Genomic DNA, 24,823 nt, shown 5'->3' on the forward strand with positions numbered 1-24,823 from the left:
CTCCAGTGAGAGTCGCAGTCCTCGGCGCCGGTGCGATCGGTGCCTATGTCGGCGCCGCGCTGCACCGTGCGGGCGCCGATGTGCATCTCGTCGCCCGTGGACCGCATCTCGCGGCCATGAGGCAGCACGGCGTCCAGGTCCTCAGCCCGCGCGGCGACTTCACCGCCCGCGCCCACGCCACCGACGACCCGGCCGAGATCGGCCCGGTCGACTTCGTCCTGCTCGGCCTGAAGGCCAACTCGTACGCGGCGTGCGGGCTGCTGATCGAGCCGCTGCTGCACGACACCACGGCGGTCGTGGCCGCCCAGAACGGCATCCCCTGGTGGTACTTCCACTCGCACGGCGGCCCCTACGACGGGCAGCGCGTCGAGAGCGTGGACCCGGACGGCGCGGTCAGTGCGGTGCTCGCGCCCGAACGGGCCGTCGGCTGTGTCGTCTACGCGGCAACGGAGCTTGCTGGACCGGGAGTTGTGCGCCATCTCGAAGGCACCCGGTTCTCCATCGGCGAGCCGGATCGCAGCGTCTCGGCGCGCTGTCTGGCACTGAGCGAGGCCATGCGGGCGGGCGGTTTGAAGTGCCCGGTCGAGCCGGAGCTGCGCAACGACATCTGGCTCAAGCTGCTCGGCAACATCTCCTTCAACCCGATCAGCGCGCTGGCCCGCGCCACCATGCGGCAGATGTGTCTGCACGGCGGTACCCGCAAGGTCATCGAGACCATGATGACCGAGACGCTGTCCGTCGCCGAGGCGCTGGGCTGCGAGGTCGGCGTCTCCATCGAACGGCGGCTCGCGGGCGCGGAACGCGTCGGCGACCACCGCACCTCGACGCTCCAGGACCTGGAGCGCGGCAAGCCGCTCGAACTCGACGTACTCCTCGCGGCCGTGGTCGAGTTGGCGGAGATCACCGGCGTGGAGGTGCCCACCCTGCGCACCGTGCACGCCATCTCGGACCTGCTCGCGCTGAGGAGTGCCGCATGAGGAGACGCGAGTGGCCGCGAGCCCACTCCGCACATGCAGGACAATGAGAGCGAGCAGGTCACCTCGCCGCACGACGGCCCGGTGACCCGCGGCACCCTCCGCAGCAAGGGCCGTTTCGGCCACCAGCACGTACAGAACCGGGGCTGATCAGGACATGGGACGAGTCACGGAACGACGCAAGGTGACCCGGATCCGGGACGGCGTGGTCACCACCCGCCCGGACACGCTCGTCGCCGAGGAACCCCTGGAGATCCGGCTCAACGGCAAGCCGCTCGCGATCACCATGCGCACCCCCGGCGACGACTTCGCGCTCGCGGCCGGGTTCCTGGTCAGCGAAGGTGTACTGGCGAACGCATACGATCTGCAGAACATCGTGTACTGCGCGGGGGCGACCGTAGACGGTTCGAACTCCTACAACGTCGTGGACGTACGGACCGCCCCCGACGTGGTGATGCCGGACATCACGTTGGAGCGCAACGTGTATACGACGTCCTCGTGCGGTCTGTGCGGCAAGGCAAGCCTGGACGCGGTCCGTACGACGGCGCGCTGGCCCATCGCCGACACTCCCCCGGTCCGTGTCGAGCCCTCGCTGCTCGCGGCCCTCCCCGACCGGCTGCGCGCGGCCCAGCAGGTCTTCGACCGGACCGGGGGTCTGCACGCGGCGGCCCTGTTCAGCGAGGAGGGCGAGCTGCTGGACGTACGGGAGGACGTGGGCCGGCACAACGCGGTCGACAAGCTGGTCGGCCGAGCCCTGCAGAACGGGGACCTGCCGCTGTCCCGGGTGATCCTGCTGGTGTCGGGCCGGGCCTCCTTCGAGCTGGCGCAGAAGGCCGTGATGGCCGGGATCCCGGTGCTGGCGGCGGTGTCGGCGCCCTCGTCGCTGGCCGTGGACCTGGCGGCGGAGACGGGCCTGACCCTGGTGGGCTTCCTGCGGGGCAGCAACATGAACGTGTACGCGGGCGAGGACCGCATCGCCCTGCGGGCCGCGGCCGCCCAGGGCTGAGATCCGCGCCCCGCGTCACGGCGGCGGGGCCCCGACCGGCGGGGAGCGCCCCCTGCGCCGCAGGGGCCCCGCCTCAGCCCCGCACGCCCTGCGCGGTCTCCACGAACGCCGTGATCAAGGGTGACCGGCGGGCCGCCTCCCAGGCCAGGATCACCTCGTCGGGTTCGGCGTCGGTGACGGGGACGTAGGTGATGTCGGGGCGGGAGTACTTCTCGGCGACGGAGACGGGCACGAGGGTGATGCCCGCGCCGGAGGCCACGGCCTCGAACTTCTCCTCGATGCTGCGGATCGGGACGTCGTCCGGGCCGGGGTTGGCGTACCGCAGCCAGGCCTCGCCGTCTAGGTCGGCCCGCACGAGGTCCTGCTTGCCGGCGAGGCGGTGGTCGGCGGGCAGCATCGCGACCCGGGTCTCGGTGAACAGCGGCAGCAGGGTGAGGCCCTGCTCGCGGATCGGGCGGCGCAGATAGGCGAGGTCGACGGTGCCGTCGAGGATCAGCTGCTCCTGGTCGTCCCATTCGACCCGGCGGGCCTTCACCTCGATGCCGGGGTGGGCGGCGCCGTAGGCCCGCAGCGTGCGGGTGATCACGACGCCCGCGCGGAAGCCGACGACGAGCCGGTGCGGACCCCGCGCGGACCGCTGCACCCTACGGCGCGTCGCATCAGCCGAGGCGAGCAACGCCCGCCCGTCGTCGAGGAGTTGGCGCCCGGCAGCCGTCAACGACACGCCGTGACTGTCCCGTTCGAAGAGCGCGGAGTCCAAGTCCTTTTCCAGGGCCCGGATCTGACGGCTCAACACCGGCTGCGCGATGTGCAACTGCTCGGCCGCGCGCCCGAAGTGCAGCAGCTCGGCCACCGCGACGAAGTAGCGGACCTTCCGCAGGTCGAGGTCCATGGGGGGCCGCCCTTCCGTACGCCGTCGGCGATGCCTTCAGGGTATCGCCACGGCCGAAAGAGGTCTTGGACGGCGGGGCGACCACGGCCGCAGGCTGGGTGACGTCACAGCAACGCGCACAACCCGAGAGGGGCAGGACATGGGACTGCGAGGACAGCGGATCGTCGTCATCGGCGGTACGGCGGGGATCGGGTTCGCGGTCGCGGAGGCGGCCGCGCGGGAGGGCGCCCGGGTGGTCGTCGCCTCGCGCCGGCAGCAGAGCGTGGACGCGGCGCTGAAACGGCTCCCGGAGGACGCCGAGGGGCAGGTCCTCGACGCGAGCGACGAGGAGGCGGTGCGGGCCTTCTTCGCGGGGCTCGGCGGCTACGACCACCTGGTCTACACGGCCGGTGAGGCGCTGCTGATGGGGAGCCTCGCCGAGTCCGACCTCGGGCGGGCCCGCGCCTTCCTGGACACCCGGCTGTGGGGCGCCTACACGGCGGTGAAGTACGGCGCCCCGTCGATCCGGGAGGGCGGTTCCGTGGTCCTGACGACGGGCACCGCCGGACGCAGGCCGATCCCCGGCACGACCGTCGCCGCCGCCCTGTGCGGGGCGATGGAGTCGCTGACCCGGGCACTTGCCCTGGAGCTGGCGCCGCTGCGGGTCAACGTGGTCGCCCCCGGTGTCGTACGCACCGAACTCTGGCGGGAGTTGGACGACGAGCAGCGCGACGGGCTGTTCGAGTCCGTCGCCGGGTCGCTGCCGGTCGGCCGGATCGGCGAGCCGGAGGACATCGCCGAGGCGTATCTGTATCTGATGCGTGGCGGCTACACGACCGGTTCGACGGTGGTCGTGGACGGCGGCACGGTCCTCGTCTGACCGCTCGGCCGCCGGGGTCAGCCGCCCGCCGCGAACCGCACCTCCCCCGCCGCGACCACCAACCCCAGGCGCGGGAAGTCGAGTTTGACCGACGCCTGGTGCTCGGCGGCGGTGAGCGCGCTCATCGCGTCCTCGACGAAGACGAGTTGGTGGCCGAGGTCGCCGGCGGCACGCGCGGTGGACTCCACGCCGAGGTTGGTGGCGATCCCGCCGAACACCAGGGTGTCGACGCCCCGTTCACGCAGCCGCTCCTCAAGTCCCGTGCCCTGGAAGCCCCCGATCGTCCGCTTCACGATCTCCAGGTCCCCTTCCCGGAACAGCCCGTCGGCGAGTCCACTGCCGGCGGGCTGCTCGGCGATGCCGGGACGTTCGACCCGGATCAGCACGACGAGCGCACCGGCGGAACGGAAGACGCCGGCCAACTCCTCGGCCACGGCGAGGACTTCGGGACCCTTGTACGGTTCGAGCGGCAGCGCGACGATGCGGTCCATCAGGTCGACGAGGACCAGGGCGGTGCGTTCGGGGTCGAGGGCGAGCAGGGATTCGGGAGTCCGGGGTGGGGTCATGACGGAACGTTAGCCCCCGTCAGCCGTCCGTACCGGAAATCCGGATCAACAGGCCCATGAACTGGTCGCGTTCGGCCTCCGACAGCGGGGCGAGAAGTTCCTCGTTGGCCGCACGGGCCGCCTTCTCGGAGCGCTTGAGCAGCCGCGCGCCCTCCGGCGTGAGCGACACCGCGTTCTTACGGCGGTCCTTCGCGTCCGGCTCCCGTACGACCGAGCCGGCGGCCTGGAGGTCGTTCAGCACGCCGACCAGGTCCTTGGGGTCGAGCCCGACACCGCGGCCGAGGTCGGCCTGAGCAATGGGCGCGAGGTCACGGACGGCGGAGAGCACCACGTGGTGCCACATCTTCAGCCCCTCGACCGCCAGCGCGTCGGCGACGAGGGCACGCCCACGGGCGGCTGCCCGGCCGAGCAGCCAGCTGGGGAGGGCGCGGATCACGGGGAGGGGTGCTTCGGCCATGCGGGCAGCCTAGCGAAAAGTCGTTGGACTTCCCAATGAAACCGTGAATATCATTGGGCCCCCCAACGATCCCCACGACCCCCGATGGTCCCCGCTGATCCCCTCAAGCGCTGTCACGATCCCTGGAGGTGCGATGCGTCGCGTCCGGTACGACTCCACCGGCGGCCCGCTGTTCGTGGAGGAGGTCCCCGTCCCCGCACCGGGGCCCGGTGAACTCCTCGTCCGTACCGAGGCGATCGGAGTCACCTTGCCCGTCGTCCGCAAGGTGACCGAGGCGGCCGAGCCGATCCCGCTCGGCGGCGAGATCGCGGGCGAGGTGGTCGCCGTAGGACAGGACGTGACCCGGTGCCGGGCGGGCGAGCGGGTGACCGGGCTGTGCTTCGGGCACGGGTACGCCGACTTCGCGGTCCTCCACGAGGGCATGGCCTCCCCCGTGCCCGATACCGCCTCCGCCGTCGACGCGGTCGCGCTCGTCCGCAGCGGGCTGGTGGCCCTGGGCGCGCTGGACGCGGCCCGACCCGAACCCGATGAGGCCGTGCTGATCACGGCCGCGGCGAGTGGAGTCGGCCATCTGGCAGTGCAGTTGGCGAGGGCGCGGGGTGCCGGGCGGGTCGTGGGCGCGGTGTCCGATCCGGCGAAGGGCGACTTCGTGCGCGCGCTGGGCGCCGACGAGGTGATCACCTACGACCAGTTGGACCGGCCGGGCTGGGGCGAGCCCGTCGACTACGTACTCGACGCGGTGGGCGGCGAGTTGCTCACCCCGGCCGTCGCGGCACTCGCCCCGGGCGGGCGGCTCGTGGCGTACAGCTCGGGCGGCGGGACGATCCAGGCGTACGACCTTCTCGTGGGCGCCAAGTCCGTGATCGGGTTCCAGATGGCGCGGATCGCGCGCGGGAAGCCGGAGTTGTACGAACGGTGGCGGCGGGAGCTGTGGCGGCTGTTCGCGGAGGGCGCCCTGAAACCGTCCGTGCACGGCGAGTTCGCGCTGGCGGAGGCGGAGAAGGCGCACGAGGTGATCGAGTCGCGCAGCAACCTCGGCAAGGTCGTACTGCGCCCCTGAATCACCCCGCCGAACCTGACGGTCGGTCACGGCCGGTGCGGTGTTGCGAAGTTATGGAGTGACGGGCACTGCACGCTTCTTGTGAGGCGCCGGAGGCCGCAACTAACGTCTGTGACACGCCCGTTGGACGTGGGATGTCCGGATGTCCAGACGAATGAAGGGCAGGTAGCACCACCATGCCGTCGAGTCTTCGCGCACGTCTGAGATCCACCCTCACCGCCGCACTCACCCTGGCCGCGCTGCTCATGCTCCCGAGCCACGCGCACGCCACCGCCCAAACCACCTCCCCCACCCCCGAGTTCGACCAACAGGTCCTCTTCAAGGCTCCCCAGGACGCGGGCTACGCCTGCTTCCGGATCCCGGCCATGGTGAGGACCAACGACGGCACCCTGCTCGCGTTCGCCGAGGGCCGGGTGCTCAACTGCGGTGACGCAGCCGACATCGACATCGTCGTCAAGCGCTCCACGGACGACGGCGTCACCTGGAGCCCGTTGCAGGTCGTCAACCACGGCGGCGGCGACACGCACGGCAACCCGGCACCCATCGTGGACCGGAAGACGGGCCGCATCCTGATCGCCGAGACGTACAACACGGGCCGTACGGACAGCGCCAGTTGCTCGGTCCCCTGCGACCGCACCCCGCACCTGCAGTACAGCGACGACGACGGCCTCACCTGGTCGCAGCCGCGTGACCTGAGTGACGAGATCCTGCCCCCGACCTGGAACTCCTGGTACGCCACAGGACCCGTGCACGGCATCCAGCTCACCCGTGGCAAGCACCGGGGCCGGCTCGTGTTCGGCGTCAACACCGAGACCTGGGACGGGAGTCGGGTCACCGCGAACAACGCGGCGCTGATCGTGAGCGACGACGGCGGCGACCACTGGAAGATCGGCGCGACCGACTCGTATCCGATCGCGGCAGACGGGACCTGGCGGCAGAAGCCGTCCGAGGTGACGCTGACGGAGCGCACCGACGGTTCGATCCTGGTGAGCGGCCGCGAGCAGGACGGCACCGACCTCGGGCAGCGCACCCAGGCGGTCAGCCGCGACGGCGGCGACAGCTTCACCGCGCCCTTCCACGCCCTGCCCGACCTGTACGCGCCGCAGGTCCAGTGCTCGACGCTCGGCGTCGGCTCCCGCATCCTGCTGGCCTGCGACGCCGACCCCGACCGCCGCCGCACGATGATGATCCGCTCCTCCTACGACGGCGGCCGCACCTGGGACAGCGTGGACCGCGGCACGGTCGTGACGAAGGACTGGTCGGGCTACTCCGACATGGCGCGCATCGACGGCGACACGGTGGGCCTGCTCTACGAGGGCGGCGCCGTGACCGCGACCGACGAGATCCGCTTCGCGCGCTTCAACGAGGCCTGGCTGCAACCGCGTCGGGGCCCGGACCCGACGACCGCCGACCTCGCCCCGTACGCGAAGCGGGCAGCGGTCCTCGGCGGCGCCCAGGAGACCGACGGCGTGTCCGGCGGCGCCCTGTCCTTCGACGGCGTGGACGACGCCGTGCGCCTGCCGTACAGCGACCGACTCCCGCTGGGGACAAAGGACTTCACGGTGTCGCTCTGGTTCCGCTACACCGCGACGACCGGTGATCAGCCGTTCCTGTGGATGGGCGGGGTCGGCACCACCGAGCCGCAGGTGTGGCTGCGCGGTGAGCCCGCGGGCAACCACGTGCGGGCGCTGATCACCACCCGGGTCGGCGCGACGACCGTCCACACCACCTCCGTGGTGACCGCCGGCGCCTACAACGACGGCCAGTGGCACCAGGCCGTACTGCGGCGCGGCGGTGGGCAGTTGACCCTGTCCGTCGACGGTACGACGGTGAGTACCGCGGACATCGTGGGCTCGGTCAGCCGCAACTCGCCGTTCGGTGTGCACATCGGCCAACGCATGGACAGCATGCAGTACTTCACCGGGTCGATCGACGAAGTCCACGTCTGGGACCGGCTGTTGACGGACGACGAACTCGCCGCCCAGCACCCGTCCCCCGCCGGGACCGTCCTGTGGCTGCCCATGGACCATGTGAGCGGCAGCCACTAACGTCCCGGGCGTGCCCGAGGACCGACGAGCACGACAGCGCCTGGGAGCCGGGGTCGGCCTGCTGCTGACCCTGGCTCTCGCGGCCGTGCTGCTCACCGCCCTCCCCAAGGACCACCACGGGGAGAGCGGCGGCGCGTGCACGGCCCGAACGGTGCGCAGTTGGTCGCCGGACGCGCAGCTCACCAACTCCTTTGCCGCGTACGGCGACGACGAGTCCCGCGCCGACGACTGGACCGGCGGCGACGGCACGCACTCGGTCAGGCTGCCGGACGGCCGGGTGCTGTGGCTGTTCTCCGACACCTACCTCGGTCAGGTGTACGCCCCGCCCAACCCGGTCGGCGAGTCGTACGCCTGGCGGGACACGACCGCGCCGCTGGTACGCAACTCGGCGGTGGTGATGCGCGACGGCCACCCCCAACTCACGCTCCCCGCCCCGCTGTTCCCCGACCCCGCCCCGAACGAGTGGCGTTGGCCGGTGGCGGCCCGCGTCGAGCCCCGCTCCCCCGGCTCGCCCGAGTCCGTCGTACGGGTGCTGCTGTGGACGCGCACAGCGGGGGCGTACCCGTGGATCTACGGCGTGCCGCTCGCGACCGAGGTCGCCACGCTGTCGCTGCCGGATCTGCGGGTGGAGTCGATCGTGAAGGTCTTCGGCCAGGAGCTGGTCCAAGACCCGTCCCGGCGCGTGCAGTTCGGGACGACGATGGTCTCGGTGGGCGGCTGGACGTACGTCTTCGGCGGGAACGACGCGCAGGCCGCGGCCCGGCCGACCTCCTCGGCGTATGTGGCACGGGTGCCGGACGGACGGCTCGGGGAACCGGGCGCCTGGGAGTACTGGGACGGCTCGGCGTGGACGGCCCGGGCCGGGCCGCGAACGGTGCTCGGGGACGGCCAACACAGCGGTGTGGGAAGCGCGTTCTCGGTGGTGCGGGACGGCGGGACGTACGTCCTGTTCACGATGGCGGCGGGCAGCCGGGGGCTCACCACCGTCACCTCGTACTGGGCCTGTTCGCCCACCGGACCCTGGCACGGACCGACCCGGAGCTTCAGCCCGCCGCTGCCGCCGGGCCAGGTCGCCGCGTACAACCCGCAAGTACACACGGAGTTGAGTGACGGCGACCGGCTCGTCCTCAGTTACGACGTCAACTGGCTGGACGCGACGGCCACTTCGGCCGCGCTGAACCTCAGCCGGAACGTGTCGCTGTACCGACCGCGGTTCGTGACCCTGCGGTTGGGGCCGCCGGCTCGGTGACCTCGGGCAGCGGATCGCGGGCGCGGCGCTTTGCGATGACCGCGCACACCATCAGCTGCATCTGGTGGAAGAGCATCAGCGGCAGCACGGCCAGGGAGGCGTGGGCGCCGAACAGGACGCTGGCCATGGGCAGTCCGGAGGCGAGGGACTTCTTCGAACCGGCGAACTGGATGGCGATCCGGTCCTCCCGGTCGAAGCGCAGCGCCTTGCCGCCGTACCAGGTCAGGGTGAGCATCACGGCGAGGACGACGGCCTCGACGGCGAGGAGTCCGGCGAGGCGGACCGCGCTGACCTGGTGCCAGATGCCCTGGACCATGCCCTCGCTGAACGCGGTGTAGACGACGAGCAGGATCGAGCCGCGGTCGACGTAGCCGAGGATCTTCTTGTGCCGGGTGATGAACCCGCCGATCCAGCGCCGCAGCACCTGCCCGGCCAGGAACGGCACGAGGAGTTGCAGCACGATCTTGAGGAGTGAATCGGCGGAGAAACCACCGCCGTTGTTGCCGAGCAGCGCCGCCGCGAGCAGCGGGGTGATGACGATGCCGGCGAGCGAGGAGAAAGAGCCCGCGCAGATCGCGGCGGGCACGTTGCCGCGCGCGATCGAGGTGAACGCGATCGACGACTGGACGGTCGACGGGACCAGGGTGAGGAACAGCAGCCCCTGGTAGAGGGGGTGGGTCAGGATCACCGGGACGAGACCGCGGGCGGCCAGGCCGAGCAGCGGGAAGACGACGAAGGTGCAGGCCAGGACGGTGGTGTGCAGCCGCCAGTGCTTGAGGCCGTCCAGTGCCTCACGCGTCGACAGGCGGGCGCCGTAGAGGAAGAAGAGGAAGGCGATCGCGGCCGTGGAGGCGCCCGAGGCGACGTCGGCGCCCGTGCCTCTCGCGGGGAGGAGCGCGGCGAGGCCCACCGTCCCGAGCAGCAGCAGGATGTAGGGGTCGACCGGCATCCGACTCGGCCATCGCAGGCGTTTCACTGTGCTCCACTGTCTCGCGTGTCTCGCTGTACGTCCGGTCCGTCTTCCGGCACGGACCCGTGCCCTCCCCATCCTCCTCTCCGGACTCTTGATCGGGAATCCGTCATACCGCTCTGACTGCCATCACGTTTCGCGATAAGCGGTTACCGTGTATGCCATGGTGTATGCCATGTACGACCTCTCCCACCTGCGGACCTTCCTCGCGGTGTCCCAGACGCTGAGCTTCACGCAGGCCGCCCGCCGGCTCGGGCTGCGCCAGTCCACGGTGAGCCAGCACGTGCGGCGGCTGGAGGACGCGACGGGGCGGCAGCTGTTCACCCGGGACACGCACTCGGTGGAGCTGACGGAGGACGGTGAGGCGATGCTCGGCTTCGCGCGCCGCATCCTGGAGGTGCAGGAACAGGCGTCGGCGTTCTTCACCGGCACCCGGTTGCGCGGCCGCCTGCGCTTCGGCGCCTCCGAGGACTTCGTCCTCACCCGGCTGCCCGAGATCCTGGAGGGCTTTCGCTACGACCATCCCGAGGTGGACCTGGAGCTGACGGTCGAGCTGTCCGGCACGCTGCACGAGCAACTGGCTGCCGGGAAGCTGGACTTGGTGCTGGCGAAGCGTCGCTCCGAGGATCCGCGGGGCGAACTGGTCTGGCACGACAAGCTCGTGTGGATCGGTGCGGAACGGCTCCGCCTGGACGCGGATCGGCCGGTGCCGCTGATCGTCTATCCGCCGCCCGGCATCACACGGGCGCTCGCGCTGGAGGCGCTGGAGCGGCAGGGGCGGGCGTGGCGCATCGCGTGCACGAGCGGGAGCCTGAACGGCCTGATCGCCGCGGCCCGGGCGGGACTGGGGGTGATGGCCCACTCGCGGGGGCTGGTGCCGCCGGGGTTGGTGCGGATGCCGGAGCGGGCGGGGCTGCCGGAGCTGGGCGAGGTGGACTTCGTGCTGGTGCACGGGCGGCGCAGGGTGTCGGCGCAGGGGGCCGCGGACGCGTTGGCGGCGGCGATTCTGGCGGGTGGGGATCGATTGCACCGGCGCGGTCCGTAATCCCGGTTTTTCATTACGGAAAACGTGAGCCGGCTTCTACAACAATACCGACGTCCATGAATTTCTCGGCCGACCGTGCGGGAATTCCCGACAGCGGGCGGCGCTGCCGGAAGCAGCGCCGCCCGTTATGTCATCGGCGGGCAGTTCAGGAGAACGAGAATTCCCCTCCGTAATCGGTGTCGTGATCGCGGTACACGGAGCTGTAGTTGAGCTGACCGGTGTCGACCACGCCGTCCTTGACCGAGAACTCGATCCAGACGCCGGGTCCGTCGATGCGGACGTAGTCGCCCGCGGTGTCCAGCGCGGTGGTGCCGGAGTACGAGATGTAGGTGTCGTCGAGTTCCGACTTGTAGGTGCTCAGGGTGGACGCGGCGGTCGTGTCGTCCGCGGCCTCGACCCACGGCGTGATGGCGTCGAGCACCAACTGCTGCTGGTCGTCGGTCAGTTCGCTGACCGCGAGGCCCTCCTTGGTGTCGGGGAAGTCGCCGTCCTCGTCCGGGCCGAGCACCACGCCGGTGGTGGAGTCGGAGAGTTTCGCCTCCGACAGCTCGTCGTCGCTCAGGCCTTCGAGCATCGACTCCACGCCGTCGTGCATCCCGGACAGGGGTGCGTAGGTGGTGCCGTCGTCGTCGGTCCAGGTGGCGGGTTCCACGCCGGCGAAGTACGGGGTGGTGCCCACGACCTCCCCGTCCTTGTAGGTGAGGTTGACGGCCAACTGGTCGCCGCCGAAGTGGAGTTGCCAGGTCCCGGAGGTGCTCGGGGTGCCCAGGAAGGCGAGGTAGTAGTTGCCGCTGCCGTAGCTGCTGTCGGTCTCGCCGAGGACGTCGTCCGCGGCCAGGATCTGGCTGATCTGGTCGTAGCCGGTGCCGGTCCCGGTGCCCGTGGCCGCCTCGACCACCGCCTCGGCGGCGGCGAGCTGGGTGTCGCTGAGCGTGCTCAGCTCGATGCCGACCCGGCAGTCCGCGCCGCACGCCTCGTTCGACCAGGCGGTGGCGTTCGCCTGCGTGAAGTCGAGGAGTACGGAGGCCTGTTGGTCGTCGTCCAGGGTCTTCAGGAACGCGTCGGCGGCGTCGACCACGTCGGAGACGGACGAGCCCGTACCGGCCGTGCCGGTGGGCGCGGGGGCGGTTGCGGAGGCCGGCGTGGACGGGGAGGTGGATCCTCCAGGAGTGGTCGGGGACGTCGATCCCGGGGTGGTCGGGGACGCGCTGGTGGACGGGTCGGGTGTGACGGACGCGGCGTTCGCGTTGGCGTACATCGCGCCGCCGAGGAGGGTCGTCGCCGCGGCTAAGGCCATGACGATCTTCCTGCGGCGACCCAGCGACCTGCGGTGAGCGTTTTGGGGCTTCAATTCGATATTCCCTTCACGGGGCTCACCGGAAGGACTTCCGAAGACTATTTCTAAAAGATCTTTCGGGAAATCCCTGCGGCATCGGTTTGGACGAGCCACAGTCGATCGCCGAACACTGTGATTCCCATCTCCGGGTGCTTGGTTTTGCGCATGATTTATCTTGAACTTACTTTGAGGGAGGGCGAGTTGAGAGGGAGCGTCCGATACGTCAGCTGTTTGACCCTGCGCAGGAACGGACTCGCCTCCACATGCCGAATCCCGTCCAGCTGCCCGAGCGGCCCGCTGAGGTAGTCGTACAGTCCCGCCGTGTCCCTCACGACCGCGGTCACGACGATGTTGGACGTGCCGGCCGTCGCGGAGGCGTACGCGACCTCGTCGTGCGTGGCCAGCGCCTCGCCGACCGAGTGCAGTGCGGCCGGGGTCGCCGTGATCCACAGCACCGCCGCACGCGTGTACCCGAACACCTCCGAGTCGTACTCGACGTCGATGTACACCGCCCCCGAGCCGATCAGCGAGGCGAGCCGGCGTTTGACGGCGGACTCGGAGCGGCCGGTGGCGCGCTGGAGCTCGGGGTACGTGGCGCGGCCGTCGCGTTCCAGGACGGTGACCAGGGCCTCGTCCTCCGGGGTGATGCGGGCGGGGCCCGGTGCGGGCGCCGGTTCGGGGAGGAGCGCGGCGATCTGGTCGTCGGCGAGCACCTTGAAGCGGCGCAGCCAGCCCGTCGGGCCGCCGTAGAAGCGGTGCAGGAGTTGGTGGGCGCGGATGTCCAGGACGCTGGGGGTGCGCGGGAGTTTGCCGAGGAGGAGGTCGTCGTAGTCGCCGGGGCTGCGGGGGCGGGTCAGGCAGACGATCTCGGTGCCGCCCGACGCGAGGCCGATCCAGGCGGTGTCGGGGCGCTTGGCGAGGGCGTCGGCGATGTTGAGGGCGTTGTCGGGGGCGCTGCGCAGGCGGAGCATCCACTGGTCCTGGCCCAGGAGTTCGGGGTCCCGGATCGCGACGACCCGCAGGCCCGCCTCGGCGGTGAGTCGGCGGAAGCGGCGGGCGATCGTCTGGTCGGAGACGCCGAGGACCGTGCCGAGACGGCTGAAGGAGGCCCGGCCGTTGACCTCCAGCGCGGTCAGCAGTTGCAGGTCGAGCTGGTCAAGAGTATCGGATTCCATCTCCAGCATGCCTGCTCCTGTCGGATTCCGGCGGCGAGGTGTCCAACACGGCGCTGATCGTCCGGGTGGAGCCCATCGTACGGAGAACCGCACATCCGGGACAGGGGAGTTGAGGTCATGCGTACATGGGGGCCGCTCACGGCGGTGTGCCTGGGCACGTTCATGTTGTTGCTGGACGTGACGATCGTGGTCGTCGCGCTGCCGGACATGGCGCGGTCGTTGCACGCGTCGTTGAGTGATCTGCAGTGGGTGGTCGACGGGTACGCGCTGGCATTGGCCGCGCTGCTGCTGGGAGTTGGTGCCGCCGCCGACATTCTGGGGCGGCGGCGGGTGCACGTGGTGGGGGTCGTGCTGTTCGCGGTGGCGTCACTGCTGTGCGGGCTCGCGGGCGGGCCGGACGCGCTCGTGGCCGCGCGGGCCGTGCAGGGTGTCGGGGCCGCGGCGATGCTGGCGACGACGTTGCCGTTGCTCGGGTCCGTCTACCAGGGGCGGCAGCGGTCGGTGGCGCTCGGGGTGTGGGGCGCGGTCAGCGGTGGCGCGGCCGCGGTCGGTCCGGTGCTGGGCGGGGTGCTCACCGAGGGGCCGGGATGGCGGTGGATCTTCTTCGTGAACCTGCCGGTGAGCGTGGCCGCGGTGTGGCTGACGCTGCGGGTGGTGCCGGAGTCGAGGGGGCCGCGCGGGATGCGGATCGACTGGCTCGGCACGGTCGCGTTCGCCGGGTTCGCGGGCGGGGTGACGTATGCGGTGGTGCGGGCCGGTGAGGACGGTTGGGGTGCGTCGGTGACGCTCGGGTCGTTCGCCGTCGCGGCCCTCGCGCTGGTCTGCTTCGTGCTGGTGGAGCGGCGGGTGGCGCATCCGCTGCTCGACCTGTCGCTGCTGCGGAAGCCTGCCTTCGTGGGCGTGATGGCGGGGGCGCTCGCCTTCAACGGGGTGGCGTTCGGCGGGATGCCGTATCTGTCGATCTGGCTGCAGACGGTGCTGGGGATGAGCCCGGTGCGCGGCGGCCTGACGCTGCTGCCGCTGACGGGTGCGGCGGTCGTGGTGTCGGTCCTAGCCGGGAAGCTGCTGCACGGGGTGCCGGCGCGGCTGACCGTCGGCGGCGGGCTGCTGCTGATCGGCACGGGCTGCTTCTGCCAGGCCGTCCTCGGCGCCGGTTCGGACTGGACGGCGCTGGTGCCGGGGCTCGTCCTGGTGGGCATCGGTACGGGTCTGGTGGCGCCCGGGATAGCCGGGGCGGCCCTCGCGGCGGTGCCGACCGAGCGTGCGGGCATGGCGGGCGGCGTGGTGAATACCGTACGGCAGTTGGGGTATGCACTCGGCGTCGCCGTGTCGGGGACCGTACTCACTTCGCGGATGCGGGACACGCTCCCGCACGACGCGGCGCACACGCTGGCGGGCGGCGGGGCCGGGGCGCTGCGCGGAACGTTCCCGGAACACGTGCTGCGGGCCGCGTTCGCGTCGGGGCTCGACTCGGCGCTCGTGACGGCCGGCTTCGTCGGTACGGCGGCGGGCGCGCTGGTGCTCGCCCTGGTCGGGGCGGGTCGCGCGGAGCGGACCGGCGGGACGGCGGGCACGGCACCGGGAGTGACGGAGAGCGCCGCGCGGAGGCCCTCCGGGGAGGAGACGACGTCGCCCCGGTGACGTGGTGTGACCGGACGCCGGGGGTAATCGGGTCGTACAGATTCAGTGGAGATTACGGGCCCGAAACCTACGGAACCGTAAGGATTTCTGTCCGACCCTTCCCCTTGTGAGGGCATTTTCCGCCGCTGACCAGTGCGGACGTGAACACCGCTCCTTTTCCCACCCCCTCCCGCCCTTCGGCCCGGTGGGGTAGCTTTCACGGCGCTGTAGGGGAGTGCCAACAGGAGCGGGGAGCGGGGTTTGCGCGAGTACAACAACCCTCCGTTGGCGTTGGCACCGCCGGTGGGCGGTCTGGCCGACGTCGTCTTCGAGCGTGCCCAGGACGACCCCCTCCACGTCTCCCTCGGCCGCAAGAACGAGCAGGACGAGTGGCGGGACGTGACCGCCGCCGAGTTCCGCGACGAGGTCCTCGCCCTCGCCAAGGGCCTGCTCGCCCAGGGCATCCGCTTCGGCGACCGGGTCGCGATCATGTCCCGTACCCGCTACGAGTGGACGCTGTTCGACTTCGCGCTGTGGACGATCGGCGCCCAGGTGGTGCCGATCTACCCGACCTCGTCGGCCGAGCAGTGCTTCTGGATGCTGCACGACGCGCAGGTCTCGGCGGCGATGGTCGAGCACGAGGACCACGCGATGACCATCGCCACCGTCATCGACCGCCTCCCCGCGCTGCACCAGCTGTGGCAGCTCGACACGGGCGCCGTGCAGCGGCTGTACGACGCCGGCGCGCACATCGAGGACGAGGTGGTGCACCGGCACCGCCAGGCCGTCACCCCGGACTCGACCGCGACGATCATCTACACCTCGGGTACCACGGGCAGACCCAAGGGCTGTGTCATCTCGCACGGCAACTTCATGTACGAGGCGGACACGGTCATCGACACCTGGGAGTCCGTCTTCCACTCGAAGCGGGGCGAGGAGGTGGCGACCCTGTTGTTCCTGCCGCTCGCGCACGTCTTCGGGCGGATGGTGGAGGTCGCGGCGATCCGCGGCGGCGTCCGCTTCGGCCACCAGCCGCAGCTGAACGCCGCAGCACTGCTGCCGGACCTCGTCGCCTTCAAGCCGACGTTCATCCTGGCCGTGCCGTACATCTTCGAGAAGGTCTTCAACGCGGCCCGCCGCAAGGCCGAGAAGGACGGCAAGGCCGGGCCGTTCGAGAAGGCCGTCGAGATCGCGGTGAAGTACGCGGACGCGATCGAGGCGAAGGCCTGGGGCATCGGCCCCGGCCCCTCGGCGGGCCTGCGCATGCAGCACCAGCTCTTCGACAAGCTCGTGTACTCCAAGGTGCGGGCCGCCATGGGCGGCCGGATCCGCAACGCCATGTCCGGCGGGTCGGCCATGGACCGCCGCCTCGGACTGTTCTTCGCGGGCGCGGGCGTCCAGATCTACGAGGGCTACGGCCTCACCGAGTCGACGGCCGCCGCGACCGCCAACCCGCCCGACCGCACCCGCTACGGCACGGTCGGCCAGGCCATCCCCGGTGTCACCGTGCACATCGCGGACGACGGCGAGATCTGGCTCAACGGCCCCAATGTCTTCCAGGGTTACCTCAACAACCAGAAGGCCACCGACGAGACCCTGCACGACGGCTGGCTCGCCACCGGTGACCTGGGCTCCCTGGACGAGGACGGCTATCTGACCATCACCGGGCGCAAGAAGGAGATCCTGGTGACCTCCGGCGGCAAGAGCGTCGCGCCCGGGCTGCTGGAGGAGCGGGTGCGCGACCATCCACTGGTCTCGCAGTGCATCGTCGTCGGCAACGACCGCCCCTACATCGCCGCGCTCGTCACCCTCGACCACGAGGCCGTCGAGCACTGGCTCACCATGCGCGGCAAGCCGCAGATGTCGCCGGCCGAGCTGGTGCGCGACGCCGACCTGGAGACCGAGGTGCGGCGCGCGGTCGTAGCCGCCAACACCTTGGTCTCGCAGGCCGAGTCGATCCGCACCTTCCGGATACTGGCCCAGCCGTTCACCGAGGAACACGGTCTGCTGACCCCGTCCCTGAAGCTGAAGCGCAAGGCCATCGAGAACACGTACGCGAACGAGGTCGAGGCGCTGTACCGGGCCTGAACTCCCCCTTCCCTAGCCGATGTTCACCCGGAAGATCTTGTCGGAGCCGTCCGGCTGGTTGCCGTTGTTGTCGCAGTTGGTGGTCGACAGCCACAGCTGGTCGGCGCCGGGGACCTTGGTGACCGTGCGCAGGCGTCCGTAGGTCCCGACGTAGTACGCCGTCGGGGTGCCGACGCTCTCGGTGTCGCCGTTGATCGGGACGCGCCACAGGCGTTCGCCGCGCAGGGACGCCATGTAGACGACGTTGCGGACGATGGCGATCCCGCTGGGCGAGGCCTCGTCGACGTTCCAGGTGGCCTTGGGGTTGGTCATCCCGGCGACGCTGCAACTCCCTTCGCAGGTGGGCCAGCCGTAGTTCGCGCCCGGCTTGATGAGGTTGAGTTCGTCCTTGGAGCTGTTGCCGAACTCCGCTTCCCACAGGCGGCCGTTGCGGTCGAAGGCGAGACCCTGCGGGTTGCGATGGCCGTACGAGTAGACGTAGTTGCCGAACGGGTTGCCGGGGGCCGGCTTGCCGTCCGTCGTCATGCGCAGGATCTTGCCGTTGAGGGAGGTCTTGTCCTGGGCGAGGTCGGGTGTCTGGGCCTCGCCGGTGGAGACGTAGAGGTAGCCGTCGGGTCCGAAGGCGAGGCGTCCGCCGTTGTGGTAGCGGTTCTTCTTGATGCCCTGGAGGAGGACGGTGTAGCCGGTGAGGGTGGTGCCGTCGTACGTCATGCGGACGACGCGGTTGCCCTCGGACGCGGTGTGCATGAAGTAGACGTAGTGGTTGGTGGCCCACTTCGGGTCGACGGCGACGCCGAGGAGGCCGCCCTCGCCGTTGGTGGTGACCGCGTTGGGCACGGTCCCGACCTGGGTCCGGGTGCCGTCCTTGGCCGTCTTCCAGACCCGGAAGTCGTCCCGCTCGGTGACGAGGGCGCTCTGGCCGTCCGGCATCCAGTAGGTGCCCCAGGGGATGGTCCAGCCGGTGGAGAGCGTGGCGATCGACGAGGGGACACCGCCGTCGGTCGCGCAGGCCTTCGTGGTGAAGGTGACGGTGTTGCTCTGCTCGGAGAGGTTGCCGGCCGCGTCGCGTGCGACGACGTTCAGCGTGTACGGGCTGTCGCAGGCCAGGCCGGTGAGGGTGGTCGAGGTGCCGCTGGTGACCGTCTTGTAGACGGTATCCGCACTGCGGATGTCGTATGCGATCACCGCACGGTCGTCCGTCGACGGACCCCAGGCGAGGTCGACCGTATTCGATGTGATGTCGGCGGTCGACAAAGTACCGGGTTTGGTGGGCGGGGTGGTGTCCGAGCTGGGTTTCGTCGTGCAGTCGACGACCGGGCTGGCGGGCGAGGTGTTGCCGGCCGCGTCGCGGGCGATGACGGTGAGGTCGTAGGTGGTGTTCGGGGCGAGCCCGGTGAGCGTCTTGCTGGTCGAACTCCCGGGCGCCTCACCGATCTTGTTGCCGTGCTCGTAGAGGTCGTACGCCGTGACGCCCACGTTGTCGGTCGAGGCACCCCACGTCAGCGTGAGGCCGTCCTCGCCGATGTCCGGGCAACTCGGCTGGCCGGGACGGGTCGGGGCCTGTGCGTCGGTCGCGGTGCCGACGCTGATCCGGTCGAGGTTGGGGCCGCCGTTCGCGGTGGTCGCGGTCGCCCGGATCTTGTCGGTGCCGGCCGTCAGCGGGACGTTCACGGTCTTCGTCGCCCAGGTGTTCCAGTCGGCGGTGGCCGGGAAGGAGACGGCGGGCGCTACGACCGTGCCGTTGACGGAGATGTCCAACGGGCGGTCCACGGCGGTGCCGTTGGCGTAGCGAACGGCGACCGACGCGGTGCCGGTGGCGGCGGCACTCACCGTGAACTCCACATACGAACCAGTCACGTTGGTGTAGTCGACGAAGCCGGTGCCCGTGTAACCGGTGTGGTTGGTGGCCACGGTGCCCTGGACGACGGTGGCGTCCTCGGCCTGGTAGTCGGTGGTCGCCGCGTGCGCGGTGCCGCCTGTGAGACCGGCGAGCGGCACCGCGAGCGCCAGGGTGAGGGCGAGGGAAAGAGCCGGGGAGAGGCCCCGTGCGCCTCGCGCCGGTGTTCTGCCGCGTGTCATGAGTGCCCCCTCAGGGTGCTGTCGACCGGGTTCACACGGATCAGGCGGGTCTCGCCCGGCCGTAGCGTCGCGCTGTACGAGTCCGCGACGGTGCCCTTGTGGGAGCCGGACCAGAGGTCGGTGACGTCGCCGGAGCCGGTGAAGCCGACCTGCGACCAGTTCACGGAGACCGTCGCGCTGCCGGACGTACCTGTGTTGAACAGGGCGACCACATAGGCGCCGTCGCTCTCGCGCTTGCTCCAGACCTGCTTCACGCCGCTGTTCACCACGCGTTTCGCGGCGACACCGTCCTGGTCGACGCCGATGAGGCGGTCGTTGGTGAGCATCGCCTTGTCGACGGGGTCGAGTTGGGTGACGTCGGTGCCGAGCAGCAGGGGCGAGCCCGCCATCGCCCACAGGGTGAAGTGCGAGCGCCGCTGGTCGGCCGTCAGGCCCACCTGGTCGCCGTTGCCGACCTCCAGGGAGTCCAGGTCGTTCCAGCCGCCCGGACCGGCGTACGGCTGCCAGGAGGCGGCGGTGTTGAAGCGCGCGGAGACGTGCGACCAGTCGGTGAGCGGGTAGCCGCTGCCGTTGGCGCCGGGTCCGCAGTAGCACTCGACGTCGCCCTGCGTGCGCCAACTGTTCGCCAGCGAACGCCAGGTGGCGGCATCGGCGATCGGAAGGTTGTTGGAGAGCGCGAAGTTGATGGGCCGGCCAGTCGCCCGCAGTGCCTTGTCCCAGGCCTGGACGTCCGGGATGTCGGCGCTGCCCACGCCGTCGATCTTCAGGTAGTCGACGCCCCAGGAGGCGAACTGCTTCGCCCACGAGTTCACGAACTCCTGCGCGCCTGGCTTCCCGTAGTCGATGTAGTACATGTTCTTGCAGTTGTAGTTCTTCTCCGTCCTGGTCGTGTCCGCGATGTCCTTCGCGTGGTATGAGGTGCCCTCGATCGGGGTGTTCGCGGTGACCGCGTTCTTGGCGATGCCCGGGGTGACGTAGAAGCCGAACTTCAGTCCCTTGGAGTGGATGTAGTCGGCCAACGCCTTGATTCCGGACGGGAACTTGGCCGGGTCGACGGCCCAGCGGCCGTACGAGTCGACCGTGAAGCCGTTGGCATCGCACTTCTGCCAGAAGTCGTCGAGGTTGACGTACACGAAGCCGTGGTTCTTGAGGCCGCTCGACACCAGGGCGTCCGCCTGGGCCTTGATCTTGGCCTCGGTGGGCGTGCGGCGGACGTAGCTCCAGCTGCTCCAGCCCATGGCGGGCCGGGTGGACTGGCCGTTGTCGGAGGCCACGGCCGGAGTCGGGCCGCTCAGGAGGGGAAGCGCGGAGGCGGCCAGTAGCCCGGCGAGCGCCGCCACGAACGGCCTGGGTCCGATGTGTGTCATGACGATCCCCCAGGGGTCGCGTAGGACGTGCCGATCCAGGCCTCGTCGATCCGCAGCCGCTTGTAGCGGGTGGTGTCGGTGGCGGCGGCCCAGGTGGAGTCGACTTCGAGGCGGACGTAGCGGGCGTTGGCCGCGGTGAGGTCAATGCCCTGGATTCCGCGGCGACTTGGGAGCTGGCCGGTCTTGACGGCGCTCCCCCAGTTCGTGCCGTCGTTGCTCAGGAACACCTTGTAGTCCTTGATGCGCGCCGACTGTTCGGTGTCGGAGCGGGCGTAGGCCACGGAGTCCTCGCGCTGGTTGAGCCCGATGTACTGCGCCCTCTTCGAACTGCCCAGGTCGAAGGTGAGGTTGACCGGCAGGGTCTTGCCGTTGTCCCAGTAGGTGAGGTAACTCCCGTCCCCCGCGGCCGAACCCGCGTGTCCGCTCGCCGAGGCGCTCGCGCTCACGGTGACGCCGGACAGGATGCCCTGGCGGCCGGCGGTCGTGACCTTGAAGACGGTGTCGTACGGGTCCCAGCCGCCGAGACCGCTGAGCGTGAGCACGCCGCCGGACTGGGACCACGAAATCGCCGCGCCGGTACGGAGGTTGGTGACGGAGGCGATGCGGTAGCCGTTGTCGCGGATGCGCAGGGTGCTGGTGCCGGGCGGGGTCAGGACGTGGATGTACTGGAGGTCCGGGTCGGTCCGGCTGATGGTGGTGACGCCGTGGGCGCCGTCGTTCCAGAAGCCGGGTTTGAGGCCGCCGTACAGGTAGCCGCCGCCCTCGGTGCCGTGCAGGGACTCCCAGATGGGGTCGAGGTAGGAGTCGGCGAAGGTGTTGAAGGCGGCCTGGTTCGCCGGGAATTTACCGTTGACCTGGGCGGTCTCCGCCATCAGCGCCTTGACCGAGGAGCCGGCGTTGGTGACGAGGCGGCCGAGGGTGAGCGCGCGGTCGACGGACGGGTCGGAGCCGTCGTACCACCAGGCTCCGGTCGACGGAAGCTTGAAGTCGGCTTCCGTCAGGCGGGGTTGTGCGGTGTACACAGCCTGCGGGTAGTCGTATGCGGGCGACATTCCCGTCTTCTGCTCATTGCTGATCATGTCCATGATCGGCGTGTCCTCGTTGTTGTTGCTGAGCGTGTAGTTCGGCCGCTTCTGGTAGATCTGCTGGTAGAGGTCGTGGCTCTCCCAGTACGCGTTGTCGTTGTCGATCCAGAAGCCGCCGAGGTCTGGATAGCGGTCCATGACCTCGAAGAAGTTGTCGTAGCTGAACTGCCCGAAGCCGTCCCGGGTGGTCAGGTCGACGTTCTTGCCCTTGTAGGCGGAGTAGGCGGCCGAGTCGAGCCACTCGTGGCCGCCCTCGTCGTGCCACTGCGGGTCGTCGGTCATGTAGAGGACGACCTTCATGCCCTTGGCCTTCGCCGCCGTGATCAGTTCGCCGAGGAAGTCCCGCTTCGTGGAGCAGGATCCGGGGATCTTCGAGGGCCAGGGGCGGGCGTAGCCGAGGCGGCTGTGGAAGGTCGCCAGTACGAGGTATTGCGTATGCAGTTTCCGGGCCTCGTTCACCCAGTAGTCCGGAGTCCAGCCGCCGTTGGTGACATCGCTCTCCCAGCCGGTACAACTGGTGTGGGCGGGCGCGGTACGCAGACCCCAGTGCAGGAAGAGGCCGCCGACGGAGTTGCGGAGGAAGTCCTGGCGGGGGTTCTCCAGGTCGAGCGGGCGGGCGTTCGCGGCCGCGCAGTTCTCGGTGGAGCCGGTGCTGGACACGCGCGGCGAACCGGCGCCGCTCACGCAGTAGCCGTTCACGTCCTGGAAGCCCAGGTCGTAGGGCGAGTTGGAGCCGCGCTGGGCGGTGAAGCCCGTGAACCGGATGCCGCTCGCCGCGTTGGCGACGACCGCCGGCCGGCCGTCGTCCGCCGCGAACTTCACGGAGCTGTCGGTGAATTGGACGTTGTCGGCGTTGTGCAGATACCAGCCGTAGGCCGGCCGGGTGCCGATGGCCTTCGGGTTGTAGTCCTTGGGGTCGTTGGCCGGCACGCCGGTGGACATGGTGCCGTTGCCGCCGGGGACGGTGATGTCGACGTTCGTGAACGTGATCCCGCTGATCCGGTGACCGGTCTCGCCCCACAGAGTCGGGCTGAACGAGGGGCTGTTGCCGGTGGCCGTGATGTTGTCGTAGGTGACGTCGCTGATCGAACCGACGCCCGGACTGTTGCCGCAGCGTTTGCGGGTGCCGATCTTCTCCATGATCGGTGAGTGGACGCCGGTCATGGTGATGTCGCGGTAGTGGACGTCGGAGATCTTCGCGCCGTCCATGGAGACCATGCCGAGGCCGGACTTGTCGGCGCCCTCGATCCGGATCTTCTGGAACTGGTAGTCCGAGAAGTCGCCGCAGGTCTCGGAGCCGAACATCAGCGCGTTGCAGCACTTGGCCGACAGATACGAATCGCTCACGCGCACATGGCCGTTGGGGAGTTTGGCGCCGAGCGCGTAGTCGCTCTTGAACACGAGGGCGTCGTCGTTCGCCTTGATGCTGGCGTTCGTGACGGTGACGTTCGTCGTGGAGATGATGTTCCAGCCGTCGCGGTCGCTCGCGGTGTCGATGGTCAGGTGGTCCGAGGTGACGTTCGTGCAGCCGTTGACGAGCGCGGCGAAGTGGCCGCCCCGGCGCAGGGTGAGCCCGTCACCGATACGGAGCCCGTCGCAGCGCGTCAGCGACAGGATCTTGTCGGCCTGGCCGGACTTGGGGTTGCCGGTGATCAGGTTGCCGAGCCCGTCGATGACCCCACCGCCGACGAAGCCGATGTTCGTGAGCCGGTCGCCGTAGATCATCGCGTCGTGGAAGTGGCTGTGCCCGTAGTCCTGGTACTGGTCGTACGGGTTGGCCTCGGGGGCGTCGTAGGTGCCCGCGGACGAGCCCTGGATCGTGGCGCCGGTGTCGACCTGGAGCGTCACGTTGCTCTTCATGTGGATGGTGTTCTTGGACTTGTACGTGCCGGCGGGGAAGCGGACCGTGCCGCCGCCGGCCGAATTGGCCGCCGTGATGGCCTTGTTGACGGCCGGGGTGTCGTTGGCGGAGCCGTCACCCTTGGCGCCGTAGTCGCGGACGTCGTAGACGGTGGCGCGCGGTGCGGGAGGCGTGGCCGCGAGGGCCGACGGGTGGGCGAGGCCGAGGACGACGGCGAACGCGAAGAACACGCTCGCCGCCCAACTCCGTTTGTACAGGGGCGATTTCATGGGGGGTTTCATGGAGCGTGCTCCTCACCCGAGCTGGTAGCCGCGGAGATCGGTGAGCAGGAGATAGGTGTCCTGCAGGGACCCGGAGGTGTCGCCGAGGGAGCGGTAGATGCCCCACTTGGGGCGCACCCGATCGGCCAGGAAGGTGTCGACGCCGGTCCTCGACTTGTCGATCACGGTCGTGGAACCGGACTTGAGGATCCAGCGGACCGAACCGGCCGTGCCGTCACCGACCTTGATCTGGAAGTCGACGTCGGTCCATGTGTCGTGGAGCGGTTCGAGGTCGGTACGGCCGACCAGGACACCGGCGATCGGCAGGTTCAGCTCGATGGTCTGCACGCCGTTCACCCGGCGCAGGGACTGCACGACGATCGGCGAGGTGCCGTTGCCGGGCTGCTTCATCTGCATGATGTGCGTGAAGGTCGTGGTCGCCTTCAGGGAGCCGGGGATGTACATCGAGTACGTGATCCGCCAGGTCTGCCCCTGGGTCCACTTGAGGTAACTGCTGCTGCCGGTGCGCAGACCGGTGACCTCCTGGCGCTGCCGGTCGGTCGACGTGTCGCGGTCGACGGTATGCATGTTGAAGCGCCAGTTGTCCCCGGTGGCGTAGATGTGCGGGTGTCCGGCCGGGTGCGAGTCGGCGCGGTCGTCCTCGACGGTCTCGAAGGCGCCGAGGCCGTCGCCGGTCGCGGTCGGCGCCCACTTCTGCTGCCAGGAGGCCGCGTGCGCGGGGGCTGCGGCCGGGAGGCCCACCGCGGCACCGGCCGCTCCGCCCACGGCGGCCCCGAGAAGGGCCCTTCTGGACGTGCTCATGACA

The 24,823-nt window shown here is 69.9% G+C and carries 19 protein-coding genes and 1 pseudogene; 10 read left to right on the forward strand and 10 right to left on the reverse strand.

The annotated features are described in order from the left end of the window. Window positions 1–5: 5 nt before the first annotated feature. From OO69_RS05705 to fdhD, 3 genes and pseudogenes are all read left to right on the forward strand, one after another. Window positions 6–977, forward strand: coding sequence for a 2-dehydropantoate 2-reductase (locus OO69_RS05705; protein WP_033279299.1), 972 nt, complete (start codon window positions 6–8; stop codon window positions 975–977). 24 nt (window positions 978–1,001) lie between these two features. Then, window positions 1,002–1,124, forward strand: a pseudogene (locus tag OO69_RS51215) (Fe-S-binding domain-containing protein); the annotation flags it as partial. 7 nt (window positions 1,125–1,131) lie between these two features. After that, window positions 1,132–1,980: a formate dehydrogenase accessory sulfurtransferase FdhD gene (gene fdhD, locus OO69_RS05710; protein ID WP_033279300.1), complete on the forward strand. Its 849-nt coding sequence runs from the start codon at window positions 1,132–1,134 to the stop codon at window positions 1,978–1,980. Between the two features lie 73 nt (window positions 1,981–2,053). Here fdhD and OO69_RS05715 read toward each other — a convergent pair whose 3' ends face one another. Next, window positions 2,054–2,872, reverse strand: a complete 819-nt coding sequence (locus OO69_RS05715) for a LysR family transcriptional regulator (protein ID WP_033279301.1) — start codon at window positions 2,870–2,872, stop codon at window positions 2,054–2,056. A gap of 139 nt (window positions 2,873–3,011) precedes the next feature. On the opposite strand from OO69_RS05715, the gene OO69_RS05720 reads away from it, so the two are divergent. Continuing rightward, window positions 3,012–3,731, forward strand: coding sequence for an SDR family oxidoreductase (locus tag OO69_RS05720; RefSeq protein WP_033279302.1), 720 nt, complete (start codon window positions 3,012–3,014; stop codon window positions 3,729–3,731). 17 nt (window positions 3,732–3,748) lie between these two features. Here OO69_RS05720 and OO69_RS05725 read toward each other — a convergent pair whose 3' ends face one another. Both OO69_RS05725 and OO69_RS05730 read right to left on the reverse strand, forming a co-directional pair. After that, window positions 3,749–4,297, reverse strand: a complete 549-nt coding sequence (locus tag OO69_RS05725; protein WP_051800790.1) for an isochorismatase family protein — start codon at window positions 4,295–4,297, stop codon at window positions 3,749–3,751. Between the two features lie 19 nt (window positions 4,298–4,316). Then, on the reverse strand, window positions 4,317–4,754 hold the full coding sequence (locus OO69_RS05730) for a MarR family winged helix-turn-helix transcriptional regulator (protein WP_033279303.1): 438 nt from the start codon (window positions 4,752–4,754) through the stop codon (window positions 4,317–4,319). A 133-nt stretch (window positions 4,755–4,887) separates the two neighbouring features. Between OO69_RS05730 and OO69_RS05735 the strand changes: the two genes are divergently transcribed. From OO69_RS05735 to OO69_RS05745, 3 genes are all read left to right on the forward strand, one after another. Then, on the forward strand, window positions 4,888–5,814 hold the full coding sequence (locus OO69_RS05735) for a quinone oxidoreductase family protein (protein ID WP_033279304.1): 927 nt from the start codon (window positions 4,888–4,890) through the stop codon (window positions 5,812–5,814). Window positions 5,815–5,990: 176 nt separating this feature from the next. Further along, window positions 5,991–7,862, forward strand: a complete 1,872-nt coding sequence (locus tag OO69_RS05740) for a sialidase family protein (RefSeq protein ID WP_033279305.1) — start codon at window positions 5,991–5,993, stop codon at window positions 7,860–7,862. 10 nt (window positions 7,863–7,872) lie between these two features. Continuing rightward, window positions 7,873–9,111 carry a DUF4185 domain-containing protein gene (locus OO69_RS05745; RefSeq protein WP_033279306.1) on the forward strand — a complete coding sequence of 413 codons (1,239 nt, stop codon included), beginning with the start codon at window positions 7,873–7,875 and terminating at the stop codon, window positions 9,109–9,111. On the opposite strand, the gene OO69_RS05750 is transcribed toward OO69_RS05745, so the two are convergent. Further along, window positions 9,044–10,060 carry a bile acid:sodium symporter family protein gene (locus OO69_RS05750; protein ID WP_033279307.1) on the reverse strand — a complete coding sequence of 339 codons (1,017 nt, stop codon included), beginning with the start codon at window positions 10,058–10,060 and terminating at the stop codon, window positions 9,044–9,046. The two genes, OO69_RS05745 and OO69_RS05750, sit on opposite strands and share 68 nt — an antisense overlap. A gap of 196 nt (window positions 10,061–10,256) precedes the next feature. Between OO69_RS05750 and OO69_RS05755 the strand changes: the two genes are divergently transcribed. Beyond that, window positions 10,257–11,126, forward strand: a complete 870-nt coding sequence (locus tag OO69_RS05755; protein ID WP_033279308.1) for a LysR substrate-binding domain-containing protein — start codon at window positions 10,257–10,259, stop codon at window positions 11,124–11,126. Between the two features lie 145 nt (window positions 11,127–11,271). On the opposite strand, the gene OO69_RS05760 is transcribed toward OO69_RS05755, so the two are convergent. Further along, window positions 11,272–12,423: a DUF3500 domain-containing protein gene (locus OO69_RS05760; protein ID WP_234444346.1), complete on the reverse strand. Its 1,152-nt coding sequence runs from the start codon at window positions 12,421–12,423 to the stop codon at window positions 11,272–11,274. A 209-nt stretch (window positions 12,424–12,632) separates the two neighbouring features. Beyond that, on the reverse strand, window positions 12,633–13,646 hold the full coding sequence (locus tag OO69_RS05770; protein ID WP_106970968.1) for an Lrp/AsnC family transcriptional regulator: 1,014 nt from the start codon (window positions 13,644–13,646) through the stop codon (window positions 12,633–12,635). A gap of 108 nt (window positions 13,647–13,754) precedes the next feature. Between OO69_RS05770 and OO69_RS05775 the strand changes: the two genes are divergently transcribed. Further along, window positions 13,755–15,278, forward strand: coding sequence for an MFS transporter (locus OO69_RS05775; protein WP_033279311.1), 1,524 nt, complete (start codon window positions 13,755–13,757; stop codon window positions 15,276–15,278). Window positions 15,279–15,518: 240 nt separating this feature from the next. Beyond that, window positions 15,519–17,345, forward strand: a complete 1,827-nt coding sequence (locus OO69_RS05780) for an AMP-dependent synthetase/ligase (RefSeq protein WP_033279312.1) — start codon at window positions 15,519–15,521, stop codon at window positions 17,343–17,345. Between the two features lie 12 nt (window positions 17,346–17,357). Here the strand turns inward: OO69_RS05780 and OO69_RS05785 are convergent, their stop codons facing one another. Genes OO69_RS05785 through OO69_RS05800 form a run of 4 tightly spaced genes read right to left on the reverse strand, consistent with a single transcriptional unit; the run spans window position 17,358 to window position 24,819 of the window. Further along, window positions 17,358–19,424, reverse strand: a complete 2,067-nt coding sequence (locus tag OO69_RS05785) for a PQQ-dependent sugar dehydrogenase (RefSeq protein ID WP_033279313.1) — start codon at window positions 19,422–19,424, stop codon at window positions 17,358–17,360. Then, the gene (locus OO69_RS05790) at window positions 19,421–20,791 is read right to left on the reverse strand and encodes a glycoside hydrolase family 27 protein (protein ID WP_051800791.1); all 1,371 of its coding nucleotides are present in this window, start codon (window positions 20,789–20,791) and stop codon (window positions 19,421–19,423) included. Before OO69_RS05790 ends, OO69_RS05785 begins: the two co-directional genes overlap by 4 nt. Next, window positions 20,788–24,006, reverse strand: a complete 3,219-nt coding sequence (locus tag OO69_RS49950) for a glycosyl hydrolase family 28 protein (protein WP_078652305.1) — start codon at window positions 24,004–24,006, stop codon at window positions 20,788–20,790. The genes OO69_RS05790 and OO69_RS49950 overlap by 4 nt, the downstream gene beginning before the upstream one ends. A gap of 24 nt (window positions 24,007–24,030) precedes the next feature. After that, complete coding sequence (locus OO69_RS05800; RefSeq protein WP_033279314.1) at window positions 24,031–24,819, reverse strand: hypothetical protein; 789 nt, start codon at window positions 24,817–24,819, stop codon at window positions 24,031–24,033. Window positions 24,820–24,823 lie beyond the last annotated feature (4 nt).

Origin of the sequence: Streptomyces sp. NRRL F-525 (assembly GCF_000716605.1) — a bacterium.
Taxonomy (GTDB): domain Bacteria; phylum Actinomycetota; class Actinomycetes; order Streptomycetales; family Streptomycetaceae; genus Streptomyces.

Bases quoted from the DNA above. Each gene is read 5' to 3' on its own strand.
- fdhD (WP_033279300.1), top strand. From the start codon at position 1,132: ATGGGACGAGTCACGGAACGACGCAAGGTGACCCGGATCCGGGACGGC.
- OO69_RS05715 (WP_033279301.1), bottom strand. From the start codon at position 2,872: ATGGACCTCGACCTGCGGAAGGTCCGCTACTTCGTCGCGGTGGCCGAG.
- OO69_RS05720 (WP_033279302.1), top strand. From the start codon at position 3,012: ATGGGACTGCGAGGACAGCGGATCGTCGTCATCGGCGGTACGGCGGGG.
- OO69_RS05725 (WP_051800790.1), bottom strand. From the start codon at position 4,297: ATGACCCCACCCCGGACTCCCGAATCCCTGCTCGCCCTCGACCCCGAA.
- OO69_RS05730 (WP_033279303.1), bottom strand. From the start codon at position 4,754: ATGGCCGAAGCACCCCTCCCCGTGATCCGCGCCCTCCCCAGCTGGCTG.
- OO69_RS05735 (WP_033279304.1), top strand. From the start codon at position 4,888: ATGCGTCGCGTCCGGTACGACTCCACCGGCGGCCCGCTGTTCGTGGAG.
- OO69_RS05740 (WP_033279305.1), top strand. From the start codon at position 5,991: ATGCCGTCGAGTCTTCGCGCACGTCTGAGATCCACCCTCACCGCCGCA.
- OO69_RS05750 (WP_033279307.1), bottom strand. From the start codon at position 10,060: ATGCCGGTCGACCCCTACATCCTGCTGCTGCTCGGGACGGTGGGCCTC.
- OO69_RS05755 (WP_033279308.1), top strand. From the start codon at position 10,257: ATGTACGACCTCTCCCACCTGCGGACCTTCCTCGCGGTGTCCCAGACG.
- OO69_RS05760 (WP_234444346.1), bottom strand. From the start codon at position 12,423: ATGGCCTTAGCCGCGGCGACGACCCTCCTCGGCGGCGCGATGTACGCC.
- OO69_RS05770 (WP_106970968.1), bottom strand. From the start codon at position 13,646: ATGCTGGAGATGGAATCCGATACTCTTGACCAGCTCGACCTGCAACTG.
- OO69_RS05775 (WP_033279311.1), top strand. From the start codon at position 13,755: ATGCGTACATGGGGGCCGCTCACGGCGGTGTGCCTGGGCACGTTCATG.
- OO69_RS05785 (WP_033279313.1), bottom strand. From the start codon at position 19,424: ATGACACGCGGCAGAACACCGGCGCGAGGCGCACGGGGCCTCTCCCCG.
- OO69_RS05790 (WP_051800791.1), bottom strand. From the start codon at position 20,791: ATGACACACATCGGACCCAGGCCGTTCGTGGCGGCGCTCGCCGGGCTA.
- OO69_RS49950 (WP_078652305.1), bottom strand. From the start codon at position 24,006: ATGAAATCGCCCCTGTACAAACGGAGTTGGGCGGCGAGCGTGTTCTTC.
- OO69_RS05800 (WP_033279314.1), bottom strand. From the start codon at position 24,819: ATGAGCACGTCCAGAAGGGCCCTTCTCGGGGCCGCCGTGGGCGGAGCG.